This window comes from Streptomyces sp. NPDC102437, assembly GCF_044765565.1.
Taxonomy (GTDB): domain Bacteria; phylum Actinomycetota; class Actinomycetes; order Streptomycetales; family Streptomycetaceae; genus Streptomyces.
Window position 1 is genome coordinate 134,331 of the sequence record NZ_JBIWKI010000021.1, and the last position, 26,927, is coordinate 161,257.

At 69.6% G+C, this 26,927-nt stretch carries 24 protein-coding genes; 14 read left to right on the forward strand and 10 right to left on the reverse strand.

The window, feature by feature from the left end:
- Positions 1–54 precede the first annotated feature (54 nt).
- Entirely contained in the window at positions 55–1,032 is a 978-nt protein-coding gene (locus ACIRJP_RS25945; RefSeq protein ID WP_404178642.1) for a hydrogen peroxide-inducible genes activator, read from the reverse strand.
- 132 nt (positions 1,033–1,164) lie between these two features.
- Here ACIRJP_RS25945 and ACIRJP_RS25950 point away from each other — a divergent pair, with 132 nt between their 5' ends.
- Together ACIRJP_RS25950 and ACIRJP_RS25955 are read left to right on the forward strand one after the other, a co-directional pair.
- On the forward strand, positions 1,165–1,719 hold the full coding sequence (locus ACIRJP_RS25950) for a peroxiredoxin (protein WP_259934020.1): 555 nt from the start codon (positions 1,165–1,167) through the stop codon (positions 1,717–1,719).
- Positions 1,720–1,731: 12 nt separating this feature from the next.
- On the forward strand, positions 1,732–2,277 hold the full coding sequence (locus tag ACIRJP_RS25955) for an alkyl hydroperoxide reductase (RefSeq protein ID WP_404178645.1): 546 nt from the start codon (positions 1,732–1,734) through the stop codon (positions 2,275–2,277).
- A gap of 99 nt (positions 2,278–2,376) precedes the next feature.
- Here the strand turns inward: ACIRJP_RS25955 and ACIRJP_RS25960 are convergent, their stop codons facing one another.
- The 4 genes from ACIRJP_RS25960 to ACIRJP_RS25975 all read right to left on the reverse strand — a co-directional run bounded on the left by ACIRJP_RS25960 (position 2,377) and on the right by ACIRJP_RS25975 (position 7,565).
- On the reverse strand, positions 2,377–3,816 hold the full coding sequence (locus ACIRJP_RS25960) for an AI-2E family transporter (protein WP_404178648.1): 1,440 nt from the start codon (positions 3,814–3,816) through the stop codon (positions 2,377–2,379).
- 144 nt (positions 3,817–3,960) lie between these two features.
- Positions 3,961–4,668, reverse strand: a complete 708-nt coding sequence (locus ACIRJP_RS25965; RefSeq protein ID WP_404178651.1) for a transglycosylase SLT domain-containing protein — start codon at positions 4,666–4,668, stop codon at positions 3,961–3,963.
- Between the two features lie 390 nt (positions 4,669–5,058).
- Positions 5,059–6,381, reverse strand: coding sequence for a PhoH family protein (locus tag ACIRJP_RS25970; protein WP_404178654.1), 1,323 nt, complete (start codon positions 6,379–6,381; stop codon positions 5,059–5,061).
- A gap of 422 nt (positions 6,382–6,803) precedes the next feature.
- Positions 6,804–7,565, reverse strand: coding sequence for an isoprenyl transferase (locus ACIRJP_RS25975; protein WP_383720069.1), 762 nt, complete (start codon positions 7,563–7,565; stop codon positions 6,804–6,806).
- A gap of 200 nt (positions 7,566–7,765) precedes the next feature.
- Here ACIRJP_RS25975 and mgrA point away from each other — a divergent pair, with 200 nt between their 5' ends.
- A complete protein-coding gene (gene mgrA / locus ACIRJP_RS25980) occupies positions 7,766–8,806 on the forward strand; it encodes an L-glyceraldehyde 3-phosphate reductase (protein ID WP_404178657.1) in 1,041 nt (346 codons plus the stop codon).
- Between the two features lie 213 nt (positions 8,807–9,019).
- Here the strand turns inward: mgrA and ACIRJP_RS25985 are convergent, their stop codons facing one another.
- A complete protein-coding gene (locus tag ACIRJP_RS25985) occupies positions 9,020–9,547 on the reverse strand; it encodes a hypothetical protein (protein ID WP_404178660.1) in 528 nt (175 codons plus the stop codon).
- A gap of 51 nt (positions 9,548–9,598) precedes the next feature.
- Between ACIRJP_RS25985 and ACIRJP_RS25990 the strand changes: the two genes are divergently transcribed.
- Positions 9,599–10,750 (forward strand): winged helix DNA-binding domain-containing protein, encoded by a 1,152-nt coding sequence (locus ACIRJP_RS25990; RefSeq protein ID WP_404178663.1) that lies wholly within the window; start codon positions 9,599–9,601, stop codon positions 10,748–10,750.
- A 43-nt stretch (positions 10,751–10,793) separates the two neighbouring features.
- Here ACIRJP_RS25990 and ACIRJP_RS25995 read toward each other — a convergent pair whose 3' ends face one another.
- The 3 genes from ACIRJP_RS25995 to ACIRJP_RS26005 form a co-directional block, all read right to left on the reverse strand.
- Positions 10,794–11,252, reverse strand: coding sequence for a hypothetical protein (locus tag ACIRJP_RS25995; protein WP_266730000.1), 459 nt, complete (start codon positions 11,250–11,252; stop codon positions 10,794–10,796).
- Between the two features lie 43 nt (positions 11,253–11,295).
- Positions 11,296–12,132 (reverse strand): class I SAM-dependent methyltransferase, encoded by an 837-nt coding sequence (locus ACIRJP_RS26000; protein WP_404178666.1) that lies wholly within the window; start codon positions 12,130–12,132, stop codon positions 11,296–11,298.
- A 79-nt stretch (positions 12,133–12,211) separates the two neighbouring features.
- A complete protein-coding gene (locus tag ACIRJP_RS26005; RefSeq protein ID WP_404178669.1) occupies positions 12,212–13,018 on the reverse strand; it encodes a prepilin peptidase in 807 nt (268 codons plus the stop codon).
- 102 nt (positions 13,019–13,120) lie between these two features.
- Between ACIRJP_RS26005 and ACIRJP_RS26010 the strand changes: the two genes are divergently transcribed.
- On the forward strand, positions 13,121–13,504 hold the full coding sequence (locus ACIRJP_RS26010) for a DUF192 domain-containing protein (RefSeq protein WP_404178672.1): 384 nt from the start codon (positions 13,121–13,123) through the stop codon (positions 13,502–13,504).
- A 44-nt stretch (positions 13,505–13,548) separates the two neighbouring features.
- Here ACIRJP_RS26010 and ACIRJP_RS26015 read toward each other — a convergent pair whose 3' ends face one another.
- Entirely contained in the window at positions 13,549–14,133 is a 585-nt protein-coding gene (locus tag ACIRJP_RS26015) for an XRE family transcriptional regulator (RefSeq protein WP_356082533.1), read from the reverse strand.
- Between the two features lie 227 nt (positions 14,134–14,360).
- On the opposite strand from ACIRJP_RS26015, the gene ACIRJP_RS26020 reads away from it, so the two are divergent.
- The 9 genes from ACIRJP_RS26020 to ACIRJP_RS26060 all read left to right on the forward strand — a co-directional run bounded on the left by ACIRJP_RS26020 (position 14,361) and on the right by ACIRJP_RS26060 (position 26,833).
- The gene (locus tag ACIRJP_RS26020; RefSeq protein WP_404178675.1) at positions 14,361–15,509 is read left to right on the forward strand and encodes a Zn-dependent alcohol dehydrogenase; all 1,149 of its coding nucleotides are present in this window, start codon (positions 14,361–14,363) and stop codon (positions 15,507–15,509) included.
- Positions 15,506–16,936 (forward strand): APC family permease, encoded by a 1,431-nt coding sequence (locus tag ACIRJP_RS26025; RefSeq protein ID WP_404178678.1) that lies wholly within the window; start codon positions 15,506–15,508, stop codon positions 16,934–16,936. Before ACIRJP_RS26020 ends, ACIRJP_RS26025 begins: the two co-directional genes overlap by 4 nt.
- Before the next feature lie 275 nt (positions 16,937–17,211).
- Complete coding sequence (locus ACIRJP_RS26030) at positions 17,212–17,376, forward strand: plantaricin C family lantibiotic (protein WP_404178681.1); 165 nt, start codon at positions 17,212–17,214, stop codon at positions 17,374–17,376.
- A gap of 28 nt (positions 17,377–17,404) precedes the next feature.
- Positions 17,405–17,569: a class II lanthipeptide, LchA2/BrtA2 family gene (locus tag ACIRJP_RS26035; RefSeq protein ID WP_404178684.1), complete on the forward strand. Its 165-nt coding sequence runs from the start codon at positions 17,405–17,407 to the stop codon at positions 17,567–17,569.
- Positions 17,570–17,928: 359 nt separating this feature from the next.
- Positions 17,929–20,745: a type 2 lanthipeptide synthetase LanM family protein gene (locus ACIRJP_RS26040; protein ID WP_404178687.1), complete on the forward strand. Its 2,817-nt coding sequence runs from the start codon at positions 17,929–17,931 to the stop codon at positions 20,743–20,745.
- Between the two features lie 2 nt (positions 20,746–20,747).
- A complete protein-coding gene (locus ACIRJP_RS26045) occupies positions 20,748–22,904 on the forward strand; it encodes a peptidase domain-containing ABC transporter (RefSeq protein WP_404178690.1) in 2,157 nt (718 codons plus the stop codon).
- Complete coding sequence (gene lanM / locus ACIRJP_RS26050; protein WP_404178693.1) at positions 22,901–25,681, forward strand: type 2 lanthipeptide synthetase LanM; 2,781 nt, start codon at positions 22,901–22,903, stop codon at positions 25,679–25,681. Before ACIRJP_RS26045 ends, lanM begins: the two co-directional genes overlap by 4 nt.
- 27 nt (positions 25,682–25,708) lie before the next feature.
- Positions 25,709–25,876: a hypothetical protein gene (locus ACIRJP_RS26055; protein WP_404178696.1), complete on the forward strand. Its 168-nt coding sequence runs from the start codon at positions 25,709–25,711 to the stop codon at positions 25,874–25,876.
- The gene (locus tag ACIRJP_RS26060) at positions 25,877–26,833 is read left to right on the forward strand and encodes an LLM class flavin-dependent oxidoreductase (protein WP_404178699.1); all 957 of its coding nucleotides are present in this window, start codon (positions 25,877–25,879) and stop codon (positions 26,831–26,833) included. It abuts the gene before it with no gap.
- Positions 26,834–26,927 lie beyond the last annotated feature (94 nt).

Consider the following 26,927-nt stretch of genomic DNA (forward strand, 5'->3'; position numbering starts at 1 on the left):
CGGTGGTGAACGGAGGGGGTGCGGTCCTGCGGAACCACACCCCCTTCAGTCGATTCAGCCGCTTCGGTCGTTCCGCGGGCCGCCCGCCACCCGTACCGGCAGCCCCCGCATCGCCTCCCGCAGCGCCGCCGCGAACTCCTCGAACTCCTCGTGCCGCGCCGCCCCGGTCCGCATCCCCAGCGCCACCCGCCTCGACGGTGCCGGCTCCGCGAAGTACCCGGTGATCAGCGCCTCGTTGCGGCCGGTCTCGACCGTCACCGCGGTCCGCGGCAGCAGCGTCACCCCGAGCCCGCCGGCCACCAGCTGGACCAGCGTGGAGAGCCCGGCCGCGGTCGTGGTGACCGGCGCCCCCTCCGTGCGGCCCGCCTCCCGGCAGATGTCCAGGGCCTGGTCGCGCAGGCAGTGCCCCTCGTCGAGCAGCAGCAGCGGCAGCTCGCGCAGCGCCTCGCGCGGAATGTCGACGCGCCCGCCCAGCCAGTGGTCCTGCTCCATCACCAGGACGAAGTCCTCGTCGAAGAGCGGGAGTTCGGTGACACCCGGCACCCCGAGCGGAACGGCGAGCAGCAGCAGATCGAGCCTTCCCGCGGCCAGCCCCTCCAGCAGCGAGGAGGTCTGCTCCTCGTGCACCTGGAGGTCGAGCTCCGGGTAGCGCTCATGGACCAGCCGCAGCACCGTCGGCAGCAGGTAAGGGGCGACGGTCGGGATCACTCCGAGCCTGAGCACCCCGGTGAACGGCGCCCGGACCGCCTCGGCCTCCTCCATCAGCTCGCCGACGGCCTCCAGCACCGCGCGGGCCCGCACCGCGAGCCGCTCCCCGGCCGGCGACAGCAGGACCTTTCGCGTCGTACGCTCGATGAGCTGGACACCCAGTGCCTCCTCCAGCGCCGACACGGCCCCGGACAGCGCCGGCTGACTCATCCCGATTGCTGCCGCCGCGTCCCTGAAGTGCAGATATTCCGCGACGGCCACGAAGGCGCGCAGCTGCGACAGGCTGGGTTGTTTGGGCCTGCTGCCCTGATTTCCCTGAGCCACTGATAGGCACCTCCGATCACCACGGCCGAGTGTAGCTATTTCCGCGATCAATGCACTCTGTGCCAAGGTGGACTCCGTCCAACCCTCAGGAACTCCCCCCAAAAGGGAATTCCAACGCTACAAGGAGAGCGCGTGCTCACTGTCGGTGACAAGTTCCCCGAGTTCGACCTGACTGCTTGTGTCTCGCTGGAGAGCGGCAAGGAGTTCGAGCAGATCAACCACAAGACCTACGAGGGCAAGTGGAAGATCGTCTTCGCGTGGCCGAAGGACTTCACCTTCGTGTGCCCCACCGAGATCGCCGCGTTCGGCAAGCTGAACGAGGAGTTCGCCGACCGTGACGCCCAGATCCTCGGCTTCTCCGGTGACTCCGAGTTCGTGCACCACGCCTGGCGCAAGGACCACCCGGACCTGACCGACCTGCCGTTCCCGATGATGGCCGACTCGAAGCACGAGCTCATGCGTGACCTCGGCATCGAGGGCGAGGACGGCTTCGCCCAGCGCGCCGTCTTCATCGTCGACCAGAACAACGAGATCCAGTTCACGATGGTGACCGCCGGTTCCGTGGGCCGTAACCCCAAGGAGGTCCTGCGGGTCCTGGACGCCCTGCAGACCGACGAGCTGTGCCCGTGCAACTGGACCAAGGGCGAGAACACCCTCGACCCGGTCGCCCTGCTCTCGGGCGAGTGAGCTGACAGCGACATGGCACTCGACGAACTGAAGGCCGCCGTTCCGGACTTCGCCAAGGACCTGAAGCTGAACCTCGGCTCGGTCATCGGCAACGCCGACGACACGGCGCTCCTTACGCAGCAGCAGCTGTGGGGCACCGTCCTCGCCTGCGCGATCGCCTCGCGCTCGCCGAAGGTGCTGCGCGAGCTGGAGCCGGAGGCGAAGGCCAACCTCTCCGCGGAGGCGTACACCGCCGCGAAGTCGGCCGCCGCCATCATGGCGATGAACAACGTCTTCTACCGGACCCGGCACCTGCTGTCGGACCCCGAGTACGGGACGCTCCGTGCGGGTCTGCGGATGAACGTCATCGGCAAGCCCGGCGTGGAGAAGATCGACTTCGAGCTGTGGTCGCTCGCCGTCTCCGCGATCAACGGCTGCGGCCAGTGCCTGGACTCCCACGAGCAGGTGCTGCGCAAGGCCGGCGTGGACCGTGAGACCATTCAGGAAGCCGTCAAGATCGCCTCGGTGATCCAGGCGGTCGGCGTGACCCTCGATGCCGAGGCCGTGCTCGCCGAGTAGGACCAGTAGTACCCCCTGTACGAGAAGGGCCCCGTGGACGACCGACCGTCCCGGGGCCCTTCTCTCCTGTACCCGTGCGTCCCGCGTCCGCGGCGGGCCCTACTTGCCGGGCCCGGCCTTCGTGCTGCCTGCGCCGTCGCCGTCCTCGTCGTGGCCGGTGCCCTCGGGCCGTGAGCCCGGCGCGGGGGTCGGAGCGACGTCGACCGCGGTCGCCCCGCGCGGGGACGGCGTGTATCTCAGGGCCTGTTCCTGCCCGTACGTCCGCAGATAGCCGACCACCGTGTTGGTGACCGCGACCAGCGGCACCGCGACGACCGCACCGCCGATGCCCGCGATCATGCCGCCCGCCGCGACCGAGAGGACGACGGCGAGCGGATGCACCCGCACCGCGCGTCCCAGGATGAAGGGCTGGAGCACATGACCCTCGATCTGCTGCACGGCGAGCACCACCGCCAGCACCATCAGGGCGGTGAACACGCCCTCGGTGACCAGCGCGACGACCACCGCCAGCGCCCCGGAGACCACGGCACCGATCAGCGGGATGAAGGCGAAGAGGAAGATGAAGACGGCCAGCGGCACCGCCATCGGCACGTCGAGGAAGAAGATCCCGAGCCCGATGAAGATCGCGTCGATCAGCGCCACTATGACGGTGCCCCGCACGTAGGAGGTCAGCGTCCGCCAGGCGCGCGGCCCGGCGCCCGCCACCCCGGGCCGGGCCTGGGCCGGCACCAGCTTCAGCACCCAGTGCCAGATGCGCCTTCCGTCGTACAGCAGGAAGAGCGTCGAGAACATCGCCAGCAGTATCCCGGTGAGGACCTCCACCATCACGGTGACGCCCTCCAGCCCCGCGGAGGTGATCTGCTCGGTGTTGGTGCCGATGGTGTCGTTGAGGTTCTTCGCGATGTCGTTGATCTGCTGCTCGGTGACGTGGAACGGGCTGTCGAGCAGCCAGCGCTTCAACTCGTCGATACCGTCCCGCACCCGGTCGGAGAGGGTGTCGAGGTTGTCCATGACCTGCCAGACCACGAACCAGCCGACCAGGCCCATGACGACGAAGCCCAGGATCGCCGTGACGGCGGTGGCCAGACCGCGCGGCAGCCCGTAGCGGCGCAGCCGGGCGACGGTCGGCTGGAGCATCGCGGTGACGAGCAGCGCGGCGACGAACGCCAGAACCACCAGCTGCACGGCGCTGATGACCTTCATCAGCACCCAGAGGGTGCCCGCCAGGACGAGCAGCCGCCAGCCCGCCTCGGCCGCGACGCGCATCCCCCAGGGGATCGCCGCGACCGGATCGGGCCGGGCGGCGACGGAAGGGGCGTACGAGGGCGGTGGCGGGACGCGGTCGTCCGCGTGCCGCGCCGCTTCGGCCGGAACGTCCGCGGCGGGCACGGCGGAGGCGGTCACGTCCCCGGCGGACCCCGGCAGCTCGGCCCGCCCGGACCCCTGGCCCACGGCCTCGTCCCTGCGCCGCTCCAGCCGGTCCCCCAGCTCGGTCAGTTCGGCGCCCAGCCGGCCGAGCCAGCCCGGAAGTTTCGACATGATCGTTCCTCTTCCCCCGTTTACTCTCCCCACCGCTCCCCCCACTGGACGGTTCGGACCGACCGTACACGCGCGAAGCCCCCCACCGTAGGACGGTGAGGGGCTCCGCACGAGAGGAACGCGAACCTCGGGAGGTTCAGGGTCCTAGTACCAGTGGTTGGCCTGCCAGAACGACCAGGCGGCGCACGGGCTTCCGTAGCGGCCACTGTTCATGTAGTCGAGGCCCCACTTGATCTGCGTGGCCGGGTTGGTCTGCCAGTCGGCGCCGGCAGATGCCATCTTCGAGCCGGGCAGCGCCTGGACGAGGCCGTAGGCACCGGAAGACGGGTTGCTCGCCCGGTAGTTCCAGCTCGACTCGACGTTCACGATGTTGCTGAAGCACTGGAACTGGTCGGCGGGCACGATCTGACGCGCCATCGCCTGGATCTCGGCCACGGTGTACGAGCCCTGCTGGGCGAAGGAGGAGGCGCTGCGGACCGAGGAGCGGCTGGCGCGCTCGGCGCGCTCCTTCTTCTCCTTGCGCTCCTGCTCCAGCCTGTCCTCGGCCGCCGCCTTCTTCGACTTGGCGTCCTTGGCGGCCTGGATGCGGGCCGCTTCCTCCACGGACTTCTTCGCGGCTGCGTCGGCCGCGGAGGCCTGGGCGTCGGCCTGCTGTGTCAGCGAGGCGGTCTGCACCTGGGCCTGCTGGCCCGCGGGGATGTCTGCGAGCAGCGTGGTGTCGGCTGCGGTCGCCTCGAAGTTGTTGTCGTCGACAGCAGGGGTGCTGCCCGATGCAACGCCCACGACGGCGCCAACGGTGGTCACGGCGGTGGCAGATGCCACGGCGAACCCCCGGACCGAGATCCGGCTCACACGGTGTCCTTCCAGCATCGCCCGCTTAGGTGACCTCGCGGACGCAATCGTGCCCCTGGCGCTGGCCTCCCTACTGCCTGGGTCACGGGAGGCACTGGCCCGGTGGGCGACTCCCCGGAGGAAGCGCCGCGTGGTGCTCGCGGGCGGCATACGGACGGCGTTTGTTGAGTTGTGTGGTGCGTGGCACCTCTGGAGGTGCGGGTGTGCCGTATGCGGGGCCTGACGGAAGCAAGACTCTGCCGGAACGGCACGCCGGGAAGCAATTCTCTGTTGCGTGTTAAAGCTCACACCTCGTTTGGAGCAAGTGATTTACGGAAATGGTGCCGCAGCACGGTGCCGCCCGGCTAAGCTGCTTCGCCCGCCGGGCGGCACCAACTGTCGCATCCCGTATCAGATCTGACCTTCCTCCAGCATTTCGGTCACCAGCGCGGCGATCCGGGAGCGCTCGGAGCGGCTGAGGGTGACGTGCGCGAAGAGCGGATGACCCTTCAGCTTCTCGACCACGGCGACCACTCCGTCGTACCGGCCGACCCTGAGGTTGTCCCGCTGGGCCACGTCATGCGTGAGCACCACCCGGGAATTCGCGCCGATCCGGGACAACACGGTCAGCAGTACGTTCCGTTCGAGCGACTGCGCCTCGTCGACGATCACGAAGGCGTCGTGGAGCGAACGGCCCCGGATGTGGGTGAGCGGCAGGATCTCCAGCATCCCGCGTCCCAGCACCTCTTCGATGACCTCGCGCCCGGCCACGGCCGAGAGCGTGTCGAAGACGGCCTGCGCCCAGGGGCTCATCTTCTCGGCCTCGGTGCCGGGGAGATAGCCCAGTTCCTGCCCGCCGACCGCGTACAGCGGGCGGAAGACCATCACCTTCTGGTGCTGCCTGCGCTCCAGGACGGCTTCGAGACCGGCGCAGAGCGCCAGCGCCGACTTTCCGGTGCCGGCCCGGCCGCCCAGCGACACGATGCCGACGTCCTGGTCGAGGAGCAGATCGAGGGCGATGCGCTGTTCGGCGCTGCGGCCGTGGATGCCGAAGACCTCCCGGTCGCCGCGGACCAGGCGCACATTGCCCTCGGCGGTGACCCGGCCGAGCGCCTTGCCGCGCTCGGACTGGAGGACCAGTCCGGTGTGCACGGGAAGTTCGGCGGCCTCGGGAACGTACAGCGTCTCCTCCCCGTAGAGCAGGTCGACCTGCTCGCCGGAGAGCGGGACCTCCGACATGCCGGTCCAGCCGGAGTCGGTGATGGCGAGTTCGGCGCGGTACTCCTCGGCGAGGAGACCGACCGAGGACGCCTTGATGCGCAGGGGCAGGTCCTTGGAGACGACGGTGACGTCGTACCCCTCGGCCTGGAGGTTGCGCGCGACCGCGAGGATCCGTGAGTCGTTGTCCCCCAACCGGTAGCCGGCTGGCAGTACGCCGGGGTCGGAATGGTTGAGTTCGACGCGCAGTGTCCCGCCCAGATCCCCTAGCGGGATCGCGTCGTCCAGCCGGCCGTAGCGGACCCGGAAGTCGTCCAGCAGGCGCAGGGCCTGCCGGGCGAAGTAGCCGAGTTCCGGATGGTGCCGTTTGGCCTCCAGTTCCGTGACCACGACGATCGGGAGCACCACTTCGTGCTCGTCGAACCGGGCCATGGCGTTGGGATCGGCCAGCAGGACGCTGGTGTCGAGAACATAGGTGCGCCTGTCGGGCATGCGGCGCTTTGTGCTGGTCACCACGGAAGGACGTACCCCCTCGGACGAGGTTGGGGTGCGACGGCGTCGCGGAGCATCCCAATGGGAGAGGACGGACCGGGTTCGGGCCCCGAAGCACGGGCCGGAAACCGGCCCTCCGCGTCGGCCGCGTTGGGCGTACGGTCCTTCGTGTGCAAAGGGCCTCCCGGGCGAGCGGACTCCATGCCGCTCACTTGGACACGACGTCCGCCTGGTTTTTGACCGGACGCCGACCTGTCAGGGGTATTCCCTCGAACACGCGAAGCCATGCCGCGCTGGGCCGGTGGGGTGAGCTGGGAGTTGTGCCCCGGGCACGTGGGGTCGGGCGCACCGCCCGCGCGGGTCCGTCCTCAAACGCCGGACGGGCCGGGAGTGGTCACCCGGACGGGCCGGGAATGATCGCCGGACCCGTCGGGAACCTTCGGGAGTCAGCCGCCGAAGCGGCGGCCGCGGGCCGCGTAGTCGCGCAGTGCGCGGAGGAAGTCGACCTTGCGGAAGGCCGGCCAGAAGACCTCGCAGAAGTAGTACTCGGAGTGCGCGGTCTGCCAGAGCATGAAACCGGACAGCCGCTGCTCGCCGCTCGTGCGGATCACGAGGTCCGGATCGGGCTGGCCCCGGGTGTAGAGGTGCTCGGAGATCATGTCGGTGGAGACGATCTCCGCCAGGTCCTCGAACGAGGTCCCCTTGGCGGAGTGGTCCAGCAGCAGCGAGCGGACCGCGTCGGCGATCTCCTGGCGCCCGCCGTAGCCGACGGCGACATTGACCAGTATTCCGTCGACACCGACCGTGGCCTGCTCGGCCTCCTTGAGCACCGTCTGGGTGTCGGCGGGCAGCAGGTCGAGCGTGCCGACGTGGTGGACCCGCCAGCGGCCGTCGGCCGCGAGGTCGCGCACGGTGTTCTCGATGATCCCGAGGAGCGGCTTCAGCTCGGACTCGGGCCGGTCGAAGTTGTCCGTGGAGAGCAGCCAGAGCGTGACGACTTCCACATCCGTCTCGCTGCACCAGCCGAGAAGTTCCTTGATCTTGTCCGCGCCGGCCTGGTGCCCCTGCGCGGCCGTGCCGCCGGACGCCTTCGCCCAGCGCCGGTTGCCGTCGAGGATGACACCGATGTGCTTGGGCACCTGGGTGTGGTCGAGGCGGGCCTCCACCCGGCGCGCGTAGAGCCCGTACACCAGGTCGCGCAAGTTCACTGAGTCCACCTCTCGGTTCCGTGCGGGCCCGCCCGCCCCTCTGCCCGGGGTCCGGGGTCGTCCCCCTGGGGATCGCCGCACAGGTCCACAGAGTCCGTCGCCCCGCCGTGCCGTGGCAGTCCCCGAAGCCGCCACATTACTGCGCAGGCGGCGTACCGGCCCAACCAGGCCTGTCACAAGTCCGTGATAAGGAGAGAAACGTGACTGATTCTCCTCTCCACTACCAAGCCGCCGCTTCGCGATACGACTCCATGGAGTACCGCCGCACCGGCCGCAGCGGTCTCAAGCTTCCCGCCGTCTCCCTCGGCCTCTGGCACAACTTCGGCGACGACCGCACGCTGGACTCCCAGCGGGCGATCCTGCGCCGCGCCTTCGATCTCGGTGTGACCCACTTCGACCTGGCCAACAACTACGGACCGCCGCCCGGCTCCGCCGAGCTCAACTTCGGCAAGCTGTTCCAGCAGGACTTCGCCCCGTACCGGGACGAGCTGATCATCTCCACCAAGGCCGGTTACGAGATGCACCCCGGCCCCTACGGCGAATGGGGTTCCCGCAAGTACCTGCTGTCGTCGCTCGACGCCTCGCTGAAGCGGATGGGGCTGGACTACGTCGACATCTTCTACTCCCACCGCTTCGACCCGGAGACCCCGCTGGAGGAGACGATGGGGGCCCTGGCCTCCGCCGTCCAGCAGGGCAAGGCGCTGTACGTGGGGGTGTCCTCGTACAACGCGGAGCAGACCGCCGAGGCCGCCGGGCTGCTCAAGGAGATGGGTGTACCGGCGCTGATCCACCAGCCGTCCTACTCCATGATCAACCGCTGGATCGAGGACGACGACCTGCTCGACACCCTGGAGACGGCCGGCATGGGCTGCATCTCCTTCGTGCCGCTCGCGCAGGGTCTGCTCACCGGGAAGTATCTGGCGGGCATCCCTGCGGGCTCCCGTGCCACCCAGGGCAAGTCCCTGGATCCCGGTCTGCTCTCGGACGAGGTGGTGCGCCGGCTGAACGGGCTGAACGACATCGCCCGGCGGCGCGGTCAGTCGCTCGCCCAGCTGGCGCTGTGCTGGGTGCTGCGCGACAGCCGGATGACGTCCGCGCTGATCGGCGCGTCGAGCGTGAAGCAGCTGGAGGAGAACGTCGCGGCGCTCGCCGGACAGCCGCTGACCGCCGAGGAGTTGAAGGAGATCGACGCCTTCGCCGTGGACACCGAGGGCACCAACATCTGGGCCGGACGGGCCTGAGGGCTCACGGGGCGGGCGGTTTCACGGGGGCGGTACGAGCCCTGCGCCGCGTGGCCCGACAAAAAACGGGCCGGTCCGTGGGGGGGGGATACGGACCGGCCCGAGGGGGGGGTTCCACCATAACCCTTCGTAAGTGATGGTGGGCGCCACGCCACTCCACAATCACTCTCCGGATTCACCGGACTCCGTTGCGCGCATCACCGGGTTGACGTCTCAGTGGCCGCCGACCGGCTTCACACATCCGGTTCCTTCGAGGTATCTGCCGTGCGCCTCGGCCGTGACCAGGCCATTGACCATGCCGTCCAGCGCGCCCTCGACGCAGATGGTGCCGAGGTCGAGCAGGAAGGTGGTGCGGTTCGGGCCGAAGGTGCCGGTGGTGATGGCTCCGGAGCTGTAGCCCAGTCCGGTGAGGGCCGCCCGGATCCGGGGCTCGGTGGTCTTGCGGCCCTCCGCGATCCCGGCCAGGCCGGCCTTGACCTTCTCCACCTCGGCATCGCCCCGGGTCCGGTCCGCCGGGGACAGTTCGGCGGTGGACTGGAAGGCGTGGTTCTCCCGGTATTTCGAGGCGTCGCTGCCGTCGACGGGGCCGTCGCCGCCATCGAGCGGGGCGGCGCGGGGTGGGGCCTCCCCGGCGGCCGCCCCGGACCCGGCCCGCTCGGTGCCGCAGCCGGCGAGGACGGGGAGAAGGGCGAGCGCCGCCGCTGCGGCGAGTATCCGGGCCGAACGTCTCGCAGAGGTCATGGGCCGAGTATGGGACAGGACCTGACCTGATGGGCCGATAGTTTCACCGTCATGACGAGCCGAACCGCAAACGTGACCTGGACCGCCGCGAACGCCCGCCGGATGGCACGCCAGGGGCTCGCCTCCCCCCGCCGCCTCGCCCCCGCCGAAGTGGTCGCCACGCTGCCGGCCGCGCATGCCCAGGTGCTCTCGGCCGCCGAGCTCTCCGTCGGGATGCGGACCACGGACGTGACCCGTACCGATGTGCGCGCCGCGCTGTGGAAGGACCGCACGCTGGTCAAGACGTTCGGGCCGCGGGGCACCGTCCATCTGCTGCCGATGGACGAACTCCCGTTGTGGACCGGAGCGTTGTCCGCGCTGCCGACCGGGCGCAATCCGTTCGCCAAGGATGCCCGGATGACCCCGGATCAGGTCGAGACGGTGCTCGCCGCGATCGACGAGGCGCTGACCGGGGCCGAGCTGACCATCGACGAGCTGTCCGACGCGGTGGTGGAGCGGGCCGGGGCGTGGGCGGGGGATCCCGTGATGCCCGCGTTCCAGGGCATGTGGCCGCGCTGGCGACAGGTGCTGCATCTGGCGGGCCACCGCGGGGTGCTGTGCTTCGCGCCGGATCGCGGCCGCAAGGTCACCTACACCCGCCCCGGCGTCGTACCGCTCGACGGTCCCGGGGCGCTCGCCGGTCTCGTACGCCGCTATCTGCACGCCTACGGGCCCGCGACGCCCGCGCACTTCGCGAAGTGGCTCGCGGCGCCCGCCGGTTGGGCCGGGGAGCTGTTCGCGGGGACGGCCGCGCGCGGGGAGATCGAGCAGGTGACGTACGAGGGCGGCCCGGCCTGGGTGGTGGTGGGTGACACCGGCTTCTCGGCGGAGCCGGTCCGCGGGGCGCGGCTGCTCCCCTACTTCGACGCCTTCCTCATCGCGTCCCAGCCGCGCGAGCAGCTCTTCCCGGGCGCGGCGTACACGCGTGCGCTGGCGGGCGGCCAGGCGGGGAACTTCCCGGTGCTGCTGGTCGACGGCACGGCCGCCGGGGTGTGGCACCAGCGGCGTTCGGGCCGCCGGATCGCGGTGACCGTGGAACCGCTGGCGCCCCTGACGGCCGGGCAGCTGCGGGAGCTGGAGGCGGAGGTGGCGCGGGTGGGGGCGGTGCTGGAGGGGAACGCGGAGCTGACGGTGGGCAAGGTGACGGTGGGGGCGCACGCCTAAGGGCTGGCGGTCGGCGCGCGGAGGGCGGGTTCGCGGGGCACGCTCAGGTGGCGGCCGGTGCGCCCCGGTGGCCACGGGTGAAGCGGATCGCCACGGTGTCGCCGCCGATGACCACGAAGCTGCCGCCCTCGCAGCGGATGACGACCTCGCGCACCTGCCCGTTCTCGTCCCCGCGTTCCTCGGTGCGGGTGACCGTCCAGCCGCCGTCGGGCGGCTCCGGCAGGTTCGACACGGTGGCGAACTCCCACTGCCCCGACGGCACGCACCAGTCGGGCAGCCGCGGCCAGGCACCGGGACCGACGCGCAGCGTCCAGTCGGACGCACAGGTCAGGAGCACCGACTGGCCGTCGGCCAGCAGGAATTCGACGGCCTCCGGCTCCCCCAGCCGTCCTTCCGGCCGGTAGAACACCCCGACCACCGCGATGATCCGCTCGCCCCTGAGCCAGTCGGCCCGCCCCTGCCGCGGGACCCGCGGCGCTTCTCCTTCGTTCCCCACCCTCATGGGCCAGATCCTTCCCCCCGGGAGTTCACCGCCCAGGGTCGCATCATCCGGCCGCGCGTGGCGGGTACTGCCCGGGCAGGGGCCGGTCCGGTTTGCGGGCCTCGATCAGGAATCGGGTGGTGTGGGCGACGAACGGCCCTTCGTTCTCGATCAGCCGGTGCAGTTCGGCCAGACGCGGCCGGTACTCCTCGACGGTGAAGCCCGGCACCATCCAGATCACCTTGCGCAGGAAGTAGACGACGGCGCCGATGTCGAGGAACTCGGTGCGCAGTCGCTCCGCCCGCAGATCGACGACCTCCAGCCCGGCCGCCTCGGCGGCCGCGCGCGCCTGCTCGGGGTCGCGGGCGCCACGCACCTCGGGTGGCTGCGGGCCGAGGAAGTACTCGACGAGCTCGAAGACGCTGGCCGGGCCGACCTGTTGGGAGAAGTACGTGCCGCCGGGGGCGAGCACCCGCGCGATCTCCGCCCACCAGGTGGTCACCGGGTGCCGGCTGACCACCAGGTCGAAGGCGTTGTCGCCGAACGGCAGCGGCGGCTCGTCCGCGTCGGCGACCACGGCCGCGCCGAGCGGGTGCAGGAGCGCGGTGGCGCGGGCGATGTTCGGCGGCCAGGACTCGGTGGCGACGGTGAGCGGCGGCAGCTTCGGTACGGAGGCGAGGACCTCGCCGCCGCCGGTCTGGATGTCGAGCGCGGCTCCGGCCCGCCCCATCCGGTCCGCCATGGCACGGGCGTAGCCCCAGGAGGGGCGTTCCTCGGTGGCCCGGCCGTCGAGCCAGGAGAAGTCCCAGCCGTCCACCGAGACGGCGGCCGCCTCCGAGACGAGGGCTTCGAATCGTGCGTGCTCTGCTTCGGACGGCGTCTCTTCGGGTGCTCCGGACATACGGGAATGGTGTCAGCGGGGTGGCGGGCGGCGCGAGGGGATTGTGGCGGGGCCGGACGACGGGGCAGGGGCGGCGGGGTCAGGCGGCCAGGGCGCCGAGCAGTATGCCCAGCAGCGCGCCCGTGATCATGAAGGGGCCGAACGGGATGCCGGTCTTGCGCCCGGCCTTCCTCATGACCATCAGCCCGAACCCGTAGACCGCTCCGAGCAGGAACCCGGCGAAGCCTCCGGCGAACACCACGGCCCAGCCGTACCAGCCGAGCGCCATGCCCAGCGACAGGGCGAGCTTGACGTCCCCGAAGCCCATTCCGTTCGGGTTGATGAGGAAGAGCAGGAAGTAGAAGCCGCCGAGCGCGGCGCCGCCGAGCAGGGCGGACAGCCAGGATCCGGCGTGCTCGGGAAGAAGGGCGGCGGCTCCGAGGAGTACGGCGACGGCCCCGGCGGCGGGCAGTGTCAGCCGGTCGGGCAGCCGGTGGACGCGGCGGTCGATGGTCGCCAGGAGTACGCCGACGGGTGCCATCAGCAGCCAGACGGCCAGTTCGGGGCGGAGCCCGGTGGCCGCCGCAAGGACGGCGCAGGACAGCGCGGTGACGACGGGGACGAGGACGCCTGGGGCGTAACGCGTGGCGGGCGGCGGACGGTCCGGCCCGCCGTCCGGCTCTGCGCGCTCGGCGCCCGCGGCGGCGGGTACCGGCACCGCCGCGCACCGGGCGCACCGGGTGGAGCCGAGCCAGCCGCGGGCGGCCCCGGTCAGGGCGTGGCCCTCGGGGCAGGTGTCGCGCCAGGGGTCCTCCGGTTCGACGGAGAACCGGTAGGCGGCGCGCGGGACCAGCAGTCCGGCCGCTGCGCCCCAGAGTGCGGCGAGCACTGTCAGCATGGCGTCCACGGAGCGACCCTAAGCGGGCGCCGGGCACCGGTCATGGGTCCTGGGGCCCACTGCGTACCGTTTTGGACCCAGCGGCGGTCACCTGGCGCTACCTTCTTGGCCATGGCTCAATGGCGCAATGGCAACGGCACGTTGACGGTCACCGACGCACAGGGTGGACAGGGCGAGGAGATCCCGCTGCGGATCGCGGCCTCGTACCGGGCCCGGAGTCGCGGGCTGCTCGGGCAGGACGGGATCGACGGCGCCCTCCTGATCACCCCGTGCGGGAGTGTGCACAGCTTCCGGATGCGGTTCACCATCGATGTGGCGTACCTGGACCGGAAGTTCAAGGTCGTGGCGGTCCACACGATGAAGCCCGGCCGGCTGGGCCTGCCCCGGCTGCGGGCCCGGCATGTGGTCGAGGCGGAGGCGGGGGCGATGGAGAAGTGGGGGATCCGGCCGGGGGCCCGGGTGGCGATCGTCCAGAGCGGGACCGACCGGAAGTGAACTGCGGCCGGAAGTAGGAAGCGGGAAGCAGGCGGCCGGGCGCGCTACGGCCGGAGCTTCGTGCGGGACAGCGGCAGGGCCGGGGCAATCGACCAGAGGACCTCGGCCTCCTCCTCGCCGGGGTTGTCCCAGGCGTGCGCGGCCCGCGCCGAGAACGTCGTCGAGTCACCGGCCTCCAGGAACCTGGGCTCACCGTCCACGCTCAGCCGCAGCGTGCCGCGGACCATGTACGCGAAGACCGTCTCGGCCTCCAGGCTGTACGCACCGCCGGAGCCGCCGCCGGGCCGCAGGATCGTCCGCATGACCTGGACGTGCCGTTCCTCGGCGGGCGTCAGGAGGAACTCCTCGATGCCGTGGCCGCCCATCTCCAGCTTGGCGCCCTCGCCGCCCTTGACCACGTCCTGGTCCGGATAGTCGAAGAGCGTGGCGATGCCGGTGCCCAGGGCCTCGCAGATACGGATCAGGGTCGGGACGGAGACCGAGGTCTTGCCGCGCTCGGCGAGGCTCACGAACCCCTTGGTCACGCCGGCCGCCTCCGCGACCTGGGCGAGTGTCAGGCCCTGCGCCAGGCGGAGCTCACGCAGCCTCGGGCCGATCGTGGACATGTGGCTGTCAGGGGCTTCGGACATGGCGGACACGCTACCTGTCGGGGGCGTCACGTTCGGTGGCCGGGGGAACGCGCAGGTCACAAGGGTTACCGGAAGGGTCTTTACCCATCGAGTTTAGTGCTGTAAAACTTGACGAAAGTTTAATGGCGCTAAACAAGGCGTCCTGGCGGGCCGCTGTGCCGCCCGCCTCCGAGCGCCGGCAGTGCCGCGCTCCCCCACCCCTTCCGCACCACCCGAGGAGTAAGCCGATGAGCTCCCCGTCCTTCCAAGAGAGCACCGCGCGCACCGTGCGCGGCGTCGTCCTGCGCTCCCCGGGCCGGCAGGTGGCCGTCGCCGACATCACCCTGGACCCGCCCGGCCCCGGTGAGGTCGAGGTCGCCGTGACCGCGGCCGGCGTCTGCCACTCCGACCTCCATGTCCTGCGCGGCGAGTGGGACCACCCGACCCCGGTCGTGATGGGGCACGAGGGCTCCGGCGTGGTCACCGCGCTCGGCGCGGGCGTCACCGGGCTGGAGGTCGGCGACCACGTCGTGCTCTCCTGGGTCCCCTCCTGCGGCACCTGCCGCTTCTGTCTCGCCGGACGGCCCGCCGCGTGCAGCCTGGTCGCCGAGGTCGTGGCGCCCGGCGGGGTGCTGTACGACGGCACCAGCCGGCTCTCGGTCGACGGCGAGCCGGCCCACCACTACCTGGGTGTCTCCTCGTTCGCCGAGCGCGTCGTGGTCCCCGCCTCCGGCGCGATCAAGGTCCGCGAGGACGCACCCCTCGACGTCATCGCCCTGGTCGGCTGCGCCATCGCCACCGGTGTCGGCGCGGTCCGCAACACGGCGGGCGTCGAGGCCGGGGCCACCGTCGCCGTCATCGGCTGCGGCGGCGTGGGCCTGTCCTGCGTACAGGGCGCCAGGCTGGCGAAGGCCGGCCGCATCGTCGCCGTCGACGTCGTCCCTCAGAAGCTGGAGCTGGCCCGCAGGCTCGGCGCCACGGACACGGTCGACGCCCGCGAGGGCGATGTCGTCGAGGCGCTGCGTGCCCTGGTCCCGGAGGGCCTGGACTACGTGTTCGACGCCATCGGCAAGATCGAGACCACCGAGCAGTCCATCGCGGCGCTCGGCCAGGGCGGCGCCGCCGTCATCGTCGGCCTCCCGCCGGCCGGCCGCACCGCACGCTTCGACCCGCTGGCGCTCGCCGAGGCCGACCAGCGCATCCTCGGCTCCAACTACGGCTCCGTCGACGCCGCCCGGGACATCCCGGCACTGGTGGACCTCGTGGTGTCGGGCGAGCTCGACGTGGAATCGATGATCTCGGCACGGCGTCCGCTGGACGAGGCGGGCGACGCACTGGCCGACCTCGCCGCCGGCCACGCCCTGCGCCAGCTGCTGATGATGGAGGACCGGACATGAGCACCGCCGGAAAGCAGTCCACCGCCCCGAAGCCGGCCGACGGCCTGGCCCACCGCTCCGTCTCCACCTTCGAGGTCGGCGCGCAGAGTGTCGCCAACGTCGCGCCCAGCGCCGTCATCGCCTTCGCCCCCGCCAGCATGGCGGCGTCCGCGGGCAACGGCGCCTGGTTCTCCTTCTTCCTGGCCATGGCGGCCGTGCTCGCCATCGCGTACTGCATCTGCGTCTTCGCCCGCAGGCGCGCCGGAGTCGGTTCGCTGTACGCCTTCTCCCGGCTCTCGCTCGGGGCGCCCGGCTCCTTCGTGACCGGGTGGGCGCTGCTCATCGGGGCGGTGTGCATCGGCTCGGGTTCGCTGGCCGGGGCCGGTTACTACACGGCGCGCGCCCTCGACCAGATCGGGATCGGTCTCTTCACCGGGATCACCGGTCAGATCCTGCTGGACGTGCTGCTGGCCGCCGTGGCGATGCGGCTGACGATCGCCAGTGTGCGGACGGCGGCCCGGGTCGCCTCGGTGCTGGAGGTCGTGTCGATCGTCCTGATCGTGGTCGTCCTGCTCCCCGCCTTCTTCAAGAGCGGGAACATCATCGACACCGAGCAGCTGAGCCTCAGCGGCTCCACCCTCGACGGCATCGTCTTCGCCGTGGTGCTGGGCGTGCTCGGTTTCGTCGGCTTCGAGGGCGCCGCGTCGCTGGGCGCCGAGGCCACCGATCCGTACAAGGCGATCCCCCGCTCGGTGATGGGCAGTGCGGTGCTGGCCGGTGTGCTCTACATGTTCGCCACGTACGCGCAGGTCGCCGGGTTCGGCGGGGCGGACGCGCTGGGGAAGAGCTCCGACCCGATGGACGAGCTGGCGGAGATGTCCGGTCTCGGCTTCCTGAAGTTCTTTCTGCATGCGGGCTTCGCGGCGTCGTTCGTGGCCGTGGTGATGGCCTGCGTCACCGTCGCCGCCCGGCTGCTGTTCGGCATGGCGAAGGAGGGTGTGATGCCGGCCAGGCTCGGTGTCGCCCACCCCCGCCACCGCACTCCGTCCGCCGCGATCTGGACCATCACCCCGTTCGTCGTCGTCCCCGCGGTGCTCGTGGTCGGCGCCGGTACCGCGCCGCTGAACGCGACGTCGTACATCGACACCATCGGCGTCTTCGGCTACATGCTCAGCTACACCCTGGTGTGTCTGGCCGCGCCGCTGTTCGTGCGCCGGATCGGGGCCCGCGGCCTGCTCGTCACCTGGGGCCTGGGGCTGATCGGCGCCGCCGCGATGATCTACGTCTTCTACCGCAACCTGTGGCCCGTTCCGGCCTGGCCGCTGAACGTGCTGCCGTACGTGTTCGTCGGCGCGCTGGTCGTGGGCATCGTCGGCTTCGCCGTCCTGCGGATGCGCAGACCGGAGGCCGCCGAGCGCGCGGGAACGTTCGCGGACGACCTGGACTGAATTCCCGGACCGCCGCACCCGGTGCCCCGCTCCCCCGCGCCCCCGCGGGCGGGGCGGGGCTTCGCCGCATGCGCCGCCGTTGAGACTTGTCATGCGCACGCCTCTTCTCTGGGCGTCCCACCGACCGTGCCGACCGCATGCCCCGCGTATGCGAAATCCGTGCGCAGCGCCACCCCATACCCGTGCTCCGGTCGAATGAGCGGAGCGGAGGATGACTCTCGGGTGGCCGGCGGTTCATGAAATCCGGCGCCCGAACCCACAACCAAGGAGTTCTTGTGTACAAGGGCGATATTTCTCTGCTGGAAGAGATCGAAGAGCAGGACTTCGACGGTGTCGCGTACGGCGCATGCACCACGAACACCTTCTCCCTCTCCGACTGGCTCGGAAACCACGGCGGCTGGTGCACCCTCACCAAGGAATGCCAGCCCAACTGCAACTGACCACGTCGGAACAAGAAGGAGAAACGCCATGCAGGAGAAGAAGGCCGACATTCTCGGTGGCTACGACGAGGCCGAGCTCATCGAGCTCAGCGAGGCGGACACCTACGGCGGCACGGGTCCGTGGTGCATAGCCACGGTCACCCTGGTCTCCGCGGCCCTGTGCCCGACCACCAAGTGCACCAGCCAGTGCTGAAACTCCTTTCGGCGCCTGTGATCAGCAGGTAGCACAAGGTGCGGAATGGAGGCCGGATCCCGGCTTCCATTCCGCACCGCCATCTCGTTTCTCGACCCGCGCGAAAACGGAGTAGCCAGAACGTGATATCTGCAACCAAATACTATCCCGAATTCGACAGCGTAGAGATCGCAGAGACGATTGCACCGCTCACAGATTTCGATACCCAGATCGCGTCCGTCCTCCGGAGCAATGGGGCCGGCGATCCGTCGACGGCTGCGGAGACCTTTTCCGGTGCCACTTCCGCTGCCGCTACCGCTGCCGCTGCCACGGTCGAGGAATGGCTGAACAAGCCCGAACAGTTTCCGTTCCAGCACGTCGTGAAGAGCGTCGCGTCGGCGATCGGCGGCGCGGACCCCGTCACCCCGTTCGCGGAACTCTTCGCCGACCCGCGGGCCATCCTCGTCCAACTGCTCGACCGCGCCGAGGCCCGCCTGCGCGAGGTGCACACCCGGCCACTGGTCGCCGCCGTCAACCATGCCCGGGAGAACGGCCTGCTCCGGGGCGCCACCCCCCGGGAGCGCTACGAGTACTTCGTCCGGGAGACGAGCCGGACATCGATCTCCGCCGTGAGCGGGCTGTCCTTTCCGGTGCTGACGGACATCACTCGGATCATCCTCGCCCATGAGACAGCGAGCTTCCGGGAGTTCTGCGCACGTCTGCGGGCCGACCGGGCAGCGATCAAGGACATGTTCGGTATCGACCCCACCGATCCCGTGACGTCGATCGGCCTGCCCGAAGGTGATACGCACAACCACGGGCGCGCCGTCTGCATCCTGTCCTTCGCCTCGGGCGAACGCCTCGTGTACAAGCCCCGCGACGTGTCCTGCGAAGCCGCCTACCTCGCTCTCTCGGCCGAGCTCAATGAGCGGCTCGGCACGAACCTGGCGGCGGCGACCGTTCTGGAACGCGAGGGGTACGGATACGTCGAGTACATCCACGCCGAAGACGTCTCCGACATGCCCGCCGAGTTCATGCGGGCCAGCGGCGAACTGGCCGCGGTGCTCTACCTTCTCAACGCGCGGGACATGCACTTCGAGAACATCCTGCCGACCCGACGCGGTCCTCTGCCCATCGACCTGGAAACGATCCTGCACCCTGATCGCGTGCACACCGGGCCGACGCCGGAGGCCCCCGGGAACGCCTACGCGACGATCGCGCAGTCGATCTACGGAATCGGCATCCTCCCGCTCGTCATGGCCGGGAAGGGAAAGGACGCCGGGCATGTCGACCTCGGGTTCCTGGGAGACCAGGGACGCGGCAACTCGCCGTTCAAGTCGATCACGTTCGAGAGTCCCTTCACGGACCACATCAGCCTGGAGTTCCGGGCATCCGCCGCAGCAGACCGGCAGACCGTCATCAGCGCCCTGACCCAGAGCGAGATCCACGACCTCGGCGAACGGATGGCCGACGGGTTCGCCGGGATCTACCGGGCCGTCATGGCCGACCCGGACAGCTGGACCACACTGCTGCGCAGGGCGGTGGCCGAAGTCCGTATCCGCTATGTCCACAACCCGACCGCGCTGTACTCCCAGACCCTGCGTATGACCGCCGGTCCCAGCGCGCTTGACGACCCCGCCGCCTACCTGGCCCTGCTGAAGCGCATCGCGATCGCCAGCAAGACCTCCCACCGGCAGATCATCCGCTCCGAGATGCGCCAGCTCGCCGAGCGCGACGTTCCCTACTTCACCGTCGCCGCCACCCGTACCGCTCTGACCGACGGTGAGGGCATCGATGTCGGCGCGTCCTTCGACCGCTCCCCGCTCGATCTCGCCCTCGCCAAGGCAGCAGGACTGACCGAGTTCGACCTCGGAGAGCAGCTCAGGCTCCTCTACTCGGCCTTCGCGGCGCGTTTCCCCGACAACCACCTCACGCCCGCCGCCGACCCCGCCGCCGGTACCGGAACGGGCCGCGCCGTCCGGCAGCCGGACGGCTCCCTGACCGCGCTGGTGACCAGCCTGTGCGACCAACTGGTCGCCACATCGCTGCCGGACCGCTTCGCGCATCTGCCCCGCACCTGGATCGGCCCGCTCGCGTCGGCGGAGGCCAGCCGGCCCTGGCCGCCCGGCATCCTCGGCTACGACCTCTACACCGGACGAACCGGCCCCGCCCTGGCGCTCGCCGCGGCTGGCCGTCTCCTCGACCGCGACGACTACCGGGACCTCTCGACCCAGGTCTTCGCAACCATCGCGGACATCCTCCTGACCCAGCGCTATGAGACCCGCAGCATCCAGCAGGCCGGGTACGGCGGCTACACGGGCATGGCAGGAATCCTGTTCGCCCTGTCGACGGCGGGACGGATCCTCGGCGAGGACACCTGGACCCACGCGGCCCGGGGCGCGGTGCCGCTGGTCCTCGACCAGGTGAACGGCCGGCCTTCCGGGCAGCTGCCGCTGGATGTCATCGGAGGCCTCGCCGGGGTGCTGTCGTGCGTGACGGCGATCGGCGGACCCGACGCGGGTACCTCGGTCATGGCACTGACCTCACTGCTCGTCGACGCCCTCGACGAGAACGGCGCCAACGCCCGAGCCGTATTGACCCAATCCGGATTCGCGCATGGCATCAGCGGTGTGATCCATGCTCTCGGCCGCGCACATCCTCTTCTGCCGAGCGACCGGCAGCAGCACGCCGAAAGGGCGATGGCGGCGCTGGCCGAGCGGCTGCACGAGTTCTACGATCCCAGCGAGAAGAACTGGTTCTCCAACGTCGCCACGCCGCAGTCGTTCTCCACCGGCTGGTGCCACGGCGCGACCGGCATCGCCCTCGCCCTGTCCACGTACAGCGGGATCCGCGACGACGAGAACATGGCGCGGCTGCGCGACACGGCCATCGGCAACACCCTGCGCCACGGCTTCGGCCGCAACCTCACCTGGTGCCACGGCGACCTGGGCAACCACGACGCCCTGACCGCCCTCGCCGACCACTGCGACACGCCGCAGCGCACCGAGATCGCCAAGATCGAGGAGCGCTGGCTGCAGGCGGACGTCTTCGCTCGCAAGCTCGCCGACACCAGGAGCCGCTACGCGCACACCAACAGCCTCATGGTCGGCACCTCCGGCATCGTTCTGCACCTGATCAACCGCATCGACCCGGCCACCCGGATCTCGCCGGTCACCCTCTGCATCGAGGGCCGATAGCCATGGCACGGCACGTACCGACCCTGACCCAGGTGACCCAGACCGAATGCGGCCTGTGCTCATGCGTCGCGCTGCTGCGGTACCACGGACGCGCGGAAGACCTCTCCAGCGCCCGCGATGCCATGGACGCGGGACGCGACGGGCTGTCCGCGAGCCAACTGGCGCAGTTCCTGACCAGCCGCGGTATGGACGTCAAGCCGTACCGCGTCAAGGACATCTCCGCGCTGGAGAAGTTCACCTCTCCGGTGATCCTCTACTGGGAGGACTACCACTTCCTCGTCCTGGAGAAGTTCGACGGACGCACCGCGACCGTCATGGACCCCGCTGTCGGGCGCCGCCGCATCAAGCGGGCGGAACTGGAGGCCGGCTTCAGCAACATCGCACTGTCCGCCGAGCCCGGTCCGCACTTCGAGAAGACCCGCGCACAGCCGCTGAGCGAATGGCGCAGCATCCCGCTGTTCGCCGAAGGGTCCCGCAAGCGGATCGCCCTCGTGGCGCTCCTCTCCCTCAGCGGGTACGCAGCCGTGCTCGGCATTCCCATGCTCACCGAATGGGCCGTCGACCGCTCCACCCGCTGGCGCGGCCTGGACGACCTCGGTCTGGTCATCGCCATGATCGTGGCAGTGGCCATCGGCTACCTCGCGCTCCACCTCGTCAGGGTGATTGCCCTCTCGTCGCTGGTCTCCGTTCTCGGCAAGCATCTGATGACCCACACGTTCACCAAGCTCCTGGCTCTGCCGTACCGGTTCTTCACCACACGACAACCCGGTGAACTGCTCTTCCGCCTCAACAGCGTGAACTCGATCCGTGACCTGCTCTCGTCCCGCGTCGCCCAGGGCATCCTCGACGTCGGCACTCTCCTCTGTGTCACCGTCTATCTGTTCGTCACCGAGTGGCGCCTCGGTCTGATCGCGTCGGGACTGTTCCTGATGAACGGCGCCTACCTCATGAAGACCCGCGTGCGGGTCCTCGAGTCCGTCGATGCCGAGATCGCCCACCTCTCCAAGAGCCAGTCGACCCAGCTCGACGCGATCGTGTCGATCCCCACCATCAAGATGGGCGGCTACGCCGAGGAGTTCATAGACGGCTGGAGGACGACGTACGCCCAGTCGCTCGACGCGATGAAGACACGGATGCGTCTTCAGCAGGGCCGCATCTCCGGCCTGGCGACAACCACACAGATGTTCGGGCCGATCATCCTGCTGATGGCCAGCCTGTACTTCGTCAGCCACGGCCAGATCTCACTCGGCTCGGCGATCGCCGTCCAGGCGGTGTCCGCGACGTACTTCGCGCTGTCGACAACGGTTTTCCAGACGTACACCGAGTTCAACGAGGCGTCGAGATACATGGCCCGGCTGAACGACATCACGAACGCGTCCCCCGAACCGCTCGGCGGCAGCCGCACGAAGCTGCCCTCGACGTCGATCAGCCTGGAGAGTGTCGGCTTCCGGTACACGAAACACAGCGACCTCGTCGTCAGGGACGTCTCGATCGAGATCGAAGCAGGGTCGAAGGTCGCCCTGGTCGGCCCCTCGGGCTCGGGCAAGAGCACGCTCGGCCGGATCATCTGTGGGCTTTACGAGCCCACCGAGGGCACCGTCCGGTTCGGCGGCCACGAGATGTCCGAGTACGACAAGAACGCGCTGCGCCGCACCATCGGCTACATCCCGCAGGAGGTCCACCTGCACAACCGCACCATTCTGGAGAACCTGACCCTCGGCCAGGACATCTCGGTGGAGCGGGTCCGCGAGTACTGCGACAGCGTCGGAATCCTCGACTTCCTCGACGACCTTCCCATGGGACTCAAGACCCTGGTATCCGAAATGGGAGCGAACTTCTCCGGCGGGCAGCGCCAGCGCCTCGCTATCGTCCGCGCCCTGTTGCAGCGTCCCCGAATCCTGGTGATGGACGAGGCAACGGCCTCTCTCGACACCGTCAACGAGCGGCGGGTCACCCGGATCATCCAGGACATCGGCGCGACGCAGGTCATCATCGCCCATCGTCTGGCAACGATCAGATCGGCGGATCGCATCTACGTGTTCGACAACGGTCGTGTCGCCGAACACGGAACACACGAAGAGCTGCTGGCCGGCGGGTCGGTGTACTTCGACCTGTACGCCGAGAAGACGGACGCTGTCGTCGGAGGCGATGTCGCATGACCGAACCGACCGTGACCATACCGGCCTTCCTTCCCTTCTATCTGAGCCTGATCCCTCGGGAAGCGGTCCAGGCCCGGCTGCACGAACTGGCGGCCGAAGTCTCCGGCCCCGAACACTCCGAGCCGCTGCTCGACCAGGTGTGGCAGAGCCTCACCACCACCGCCGAGGGCCACTCCTTCCGGATGCTGATCAGCGAGTTCCATTCCTTCCGGGAACGTTGCGGGCTGCCCATGAGCGCCGACGGCGACGAGGCGCTTCAGCGGTTCCGCCGGCATCTCGAACAGCCCGGCAACAGCAAGCAGATCCTCGGCACGTACACAGTGCTCCAGCAGCGCCTCGAAACAGTCCTGCGTAACTCTCTCGACGCATACGCCGATCTGCTCACCGCCTATGCCCAGGACCGCGTCGTCCTCAAGCGCAGTGGGCTGCTGGACAGCGCCCACGACCAGGTCGTCGCGCTCTTCGGAACGGGCGCGGACCTCCACAACGACAACCGGCAGGTCGTGGGCGTACAACTGGCCGGCGGCTCCAAGCTCATGTACAAACCTCGCGCTCTGGTCTCCGACCGCTTCGTGCACGACCTGTACCAAGCGGCGGAACCGCACCTGGCGCACTCGTTGCAACGGTGCCTCCCCGCGTCCCTGACCGTCGGCTCGCACGGATGGCAGGAGTTCATCACTCCGCAGCCGATGGCCGGCCCGGATCAGCCCGGCCGCTACTTCTACCGGTTCGGTGCTCTGTGCGCGTTGTTCGGCTCCATCGGAGCTTCCGACCTCCACGAGGAGAACCTGCTGGCTGGTGGCGAGTACCCCTGTGTCATCGACACCGAGACCGTGATCCGTCCCAACCCCGGGGTGGACAACGATTCGCTGCCCCACGTGCTGATCAACCAGCTGAAGCTCTCTGTCGTCTCCACGATGCTCGTCCCCATGGCCAATCCGAACTCTCCCCTCGACCTGAACATGGCGGGGGTGGGCGTCGAGGGGGAACAGACCTCGAAGATGAAGAGGCCCGTGGTCCGCGACACCGAGACCGACAACATCTGTGTCCGTTGGGAGAGCATCACCTACCGGCACAAGGACAACGTGCCCCGCCTGGGCGGCGCGGCGCTGTCACCGGTCGACCATTTCCCGACGATCATGGCGGGCTACACCGACGCCCTCGGAGCCGTCCGGAGCGGAGCCGTTAACAAGGTGCTCGACGCCTATCCGGAGATGCCGGTCCGCTGTCTCATCCGGTCGACGATGGTCTACACCCGCTTCCTGGACGCCGCGACACATCCGGACTACCTGGGCCGGCCCGACGAGGCCGATCGGCTCTTCCGGCTCCTGGGGAAGTACCCCGACTACCTCTCGCCCGAAGCCGCGGACTATGTCGGCGCCGAGGAGCGTGCCTCCTTGCACACCGGCAACGTGCCTTACTTCACCGCCAGGGGCGGCTCCCTGGAACTGGCCACGCCGAAAAGCCGGTTCCCCGGCGTCCACAGGATGTCGTCACTCGACTTCGCACGTCGCGGCATCGACCTCAACGCCCGGCAGAGCGATCTCTATCACCGCTTTCTGATGGAAGAGTGCTTCGGCGAGCTGGCCGTGAGCGATGCAGCCGCGCTGTCCGGCCGGAGCGTGTTCGCCGAGGCCGTGAACGAAGCCCGACCGCAGTCGTGGTGGTCCGGGATCGCCCGCACCATCGCCTCGCTCGCGGTGTCCCACGACGGGCCCGAGGGGCCGGAATCCGGCTGGGTGTGCGGCATCGGCCCCGACCGGAGCGCCCCCACCGTCACGCCGGGCAACTTCATCTCGTTCCATGACGCCGGCGGCATCGTCACGTTCCTGGAGAACGCGGCACGCCGTGATGGCCGTCTCCGCGGCGCCGCTCTCAGTGCGAGTCGCGGACTCGACACGCTCCTGAGCGAGTACGGCGAAGTCCTGGCGGAGGCGGCGGAAGGCGTGTTCACCGGGGACGCCTCCCTGCTCCTCACCCTGCCGTCCCGGGTGGACGCCCACCGGCTGGACCGCACCCTCGCGAAGATTGACGAGAGGGCCGCGTCGGGCACCGTCGAGACCGACCTGGCCAACGGGCCCGCCGGTGTCCTGATGGTCCTGCTGTCCCGCCTCGAAGCGGGCGAGACGGCGCTCGTCGGCGACGAACGCCTGGAGAGGCTGCGTCATGTGGTCCTCGGACACCTCGAGGAGCCCAGGACGTTCCCCTGGTTCGATGTCGCGCACGGCGAGCTCGGGATGCGGTGGGCCGCGGCCCGCATGGGGAGGGTCCTCGGCGACAGCGCCCTGCTGAACTCCTCGGCGGACTGGCTGGCCGGCCGGCGGGCCGAGGGCGACGAGCCGCCGACGGCGGGATGGTGCAAAGGCACCGCCGGCCTCCTGCTGACCTCGGCGGAGATCCTGACGTCGGCCGGACGGCAGGACCTGCTGTCCGGCGAGCGGCTGGCCGCCCTCGTGGACCGGGCGACCCGGCTGCCCGCCGACCGGCCGGTGGACCTGTCCGTCTGTCACGGAAGCAGCGGTGTGGTCCAGTCGCTGATCGCGGCGGGCCGCATTCTCGGGGACGGCTCCCTGCTCGAACGGGCTCGCGACTACCAGGAACGGGTGATCGCCGCGATCCGCGAGAACGGCTTTCATACCGGAACCCCGGGCCGCACGTCCCTGCTGGGTTACATGTTCGGCTGGTCAGGCATCGGGGACACCGACATCCTGTTGCAGGACGCAACAGCCCTTCCGGGTGATGTCTCGATCCCGGTCGCGCTCTCCACCTCCGTCTGACGAGCAGCAGCCACAGGAGCAACCACCGTGCAGAAGAACACCATGGGTTACGGATTCCCCCTCGTCATCGGCGTCGTCATCGCGGCCGTGGCCATCACCCAGCACAATTACGGCGGGGCCGTCTTCGCCGCCGCGGTCGGCGCAGCGGTCTCTCTCTTCCTCTACATCAAGTCCACTCGCAAGAGGAGGCGCTGAGTGAAGTACTCGATCCTTCTCCCGTTCGGTCCCACCCGCCCCGAGCAGGTCGTACCGTTCGCGAACCTGGTGAAGTGGACGGCCGCCGAACGGTTGTGGCAGGGCCAGGGAATGGTGCTGGAGTCGCACCATCTGGTCAGCTGGCTCGCCGGGATCGGCATCCGCGTGCCCGTCGGGTTCGGCGTCTCGTTGATGCCCTTCCGCTCCCCCTACCAGGCGGCGATCGAGGCCCGGTCGGTCGCGCTCGCGACCGGGCATCCGGTCGTCGCCGGATTCGGCCCGGGGTCGCTGTCGATTCAGCAGGGCGTCCTGGGCAAGCCGTACGCGAGCCCGCTGCGCGCGTCCCGGGAGTACGTACAGATCGTGCGCGGTCTGCTTTCCGGGAATCTGGTCGATGTCGCCGGTGAATACCACTCGGTCTCCGCCAACCTGATCAAGTCCCTCGCGCCACCGACTCTCGTGGGTCTGGGGGTGCTGCGGGAGAAGATGGCGGTGCTGGCCGGTGAGGTCGCCGATGTGGCCATCACCTGGATGGGGTCGGCACAGTACCTGGACAGCACTTTGATTCCGGCCGTCCGCCGCGCGGACCGCAAGCTCGACGAGCCGGTGAGCGTCACGGCCATCGTGCCGGTCGCCCTGTCGGGGCCGGACCGCCGGGTGACCGACCTGGCGGCAGCCGCCTGCGGATCACACCTTCAACTCCCTCACTACCAGGACACGCTGCGCAGGGCCGGAATCGACGTGTCCGGCGAGCAGGGCATGGCCGACGCGGTGAAACTCGTCGACGGTGGTGTGTTCCTCCACGGGACCGTGGAGGAGATCCACAGGAGACTGGACGAGTACCAGGCAGCCGGCGTGGACGAGGTGGTCCTCAACGCCACCGGTGTCGGGCAGGTCCACGGGCCCAGGGCCGCTGCCCAGGATCTCCTGAAGATCCTGCGGGCGGTGCGGTCTTGATTCGCCTGTACGACACCAGCGCCCGGCAGATCCGTGACTTCGTACCGCTCACAGCGGGCTGTGTCTCGATCTACCTCTGTGGCGCGACCGTCCA

What these genes read in the sequence shown, in the direction of transcription:
- ACIRJP_RS26035 (WP_404178684.1), top strand. Translation starts at nt 17,405, where the DNA reads ATGCAGGAGAAGAAGGCCGACATTCTCGGTGGCTACGACGAGGCCGAG.
- ACIRJP_RS25955 (WP_404178645.1), top strand. Translation starts at nt 1,732, where the DNA reads ATGGCACTCGACGAACTGAAGGCCGCCGTTCCGGACTTCGCCAAGGAC.
- ACIRJP_RS26010 (WP_404178672.1), top strand. Translation starts at nt 13,121, where the DNA reads ATGGCTCAATGGCGCAATGGCAACGGCACGTTGACGGTCACCGACGCA.
- lanM (WP_404178693.1), top strand. Translation starts at nt 22,901, where the DNA reads ATGACCGAACCGACCGTGACCATACCGGCCTTCCTTCCCTTCTATCTG.
- ACIRJP_RS26000 (WP_404178666.1), bottom strand. Translation starts at nt 12,132, where the DNA reads ATGTCCGGAGCACCCGAAGAGACGCCGTCCGAAGCAGAGCACGCACGA.
- ACIRJP_RS26045 (WP_404178690.1), top strand. Translation starts at nt 20,748, where the DNA reads ATGGCACGGCACGTACCGACCCTGACCCAGGTGACCCAGACCGAATGC.
- ACIRJP_RS26015 (WP_356082533.1), bottom strand. Translation starts at nt 14,133, where the DNA reads ATGTCCGAAGCCCCTGACAGCCACATGTCCACGATCGGCCCGAGGCTG.
- ACIRJP_RS26020 (WP_404178675.1), top strand. Translation starts at nt 14,361, where the DNA reads ATGAGCTCCCCGTCCTTCCAAGAGAGCACCGCGCGCACCGTGCGCGGC.
- ACIRJP_RS25960 (WP_404178648.1), bottom strand. Translation starts at nt 3,816, where the DNA reads ATGTCGAAACTTCCGGGCTGGCTCGGCCGGCTGGGCGCCGAACTGACC.
- ACIRJP_RS26025 (WP_404178678.1), top strand. Translation starts at nt 15,506, where the DNA reads ATGAGCACCGCCGGAAAGCAGTCCACCGCCCCGAAGCCGGCCGACGGC.
- ACIRJP_RS25985 (WP_404178660.1), bottom strand. Translation starts at nt 9,547, where the DNA reads ATGACCTCTGCGAGACGTTCGGCCCGGATACTCGCCGCAGCGGCGGCG.
- ACIRJP_RS25995 (WP_266730000.1), bottom strand. Translation starts at nt 11,252, where the DNA reads ATGAGGGTGGGGAACGAAGGAGAAGCGCCGCGGGTCCCGCGGCAGGGG.
- ACIRJP_RS25990 (WP_404178663.1), top strand. Translation starts at nt 9,599, where the DNA reads ATGACGAGCCGAACCGCAAACGTGACCTGGACCGCCGCGAACGCCCGC.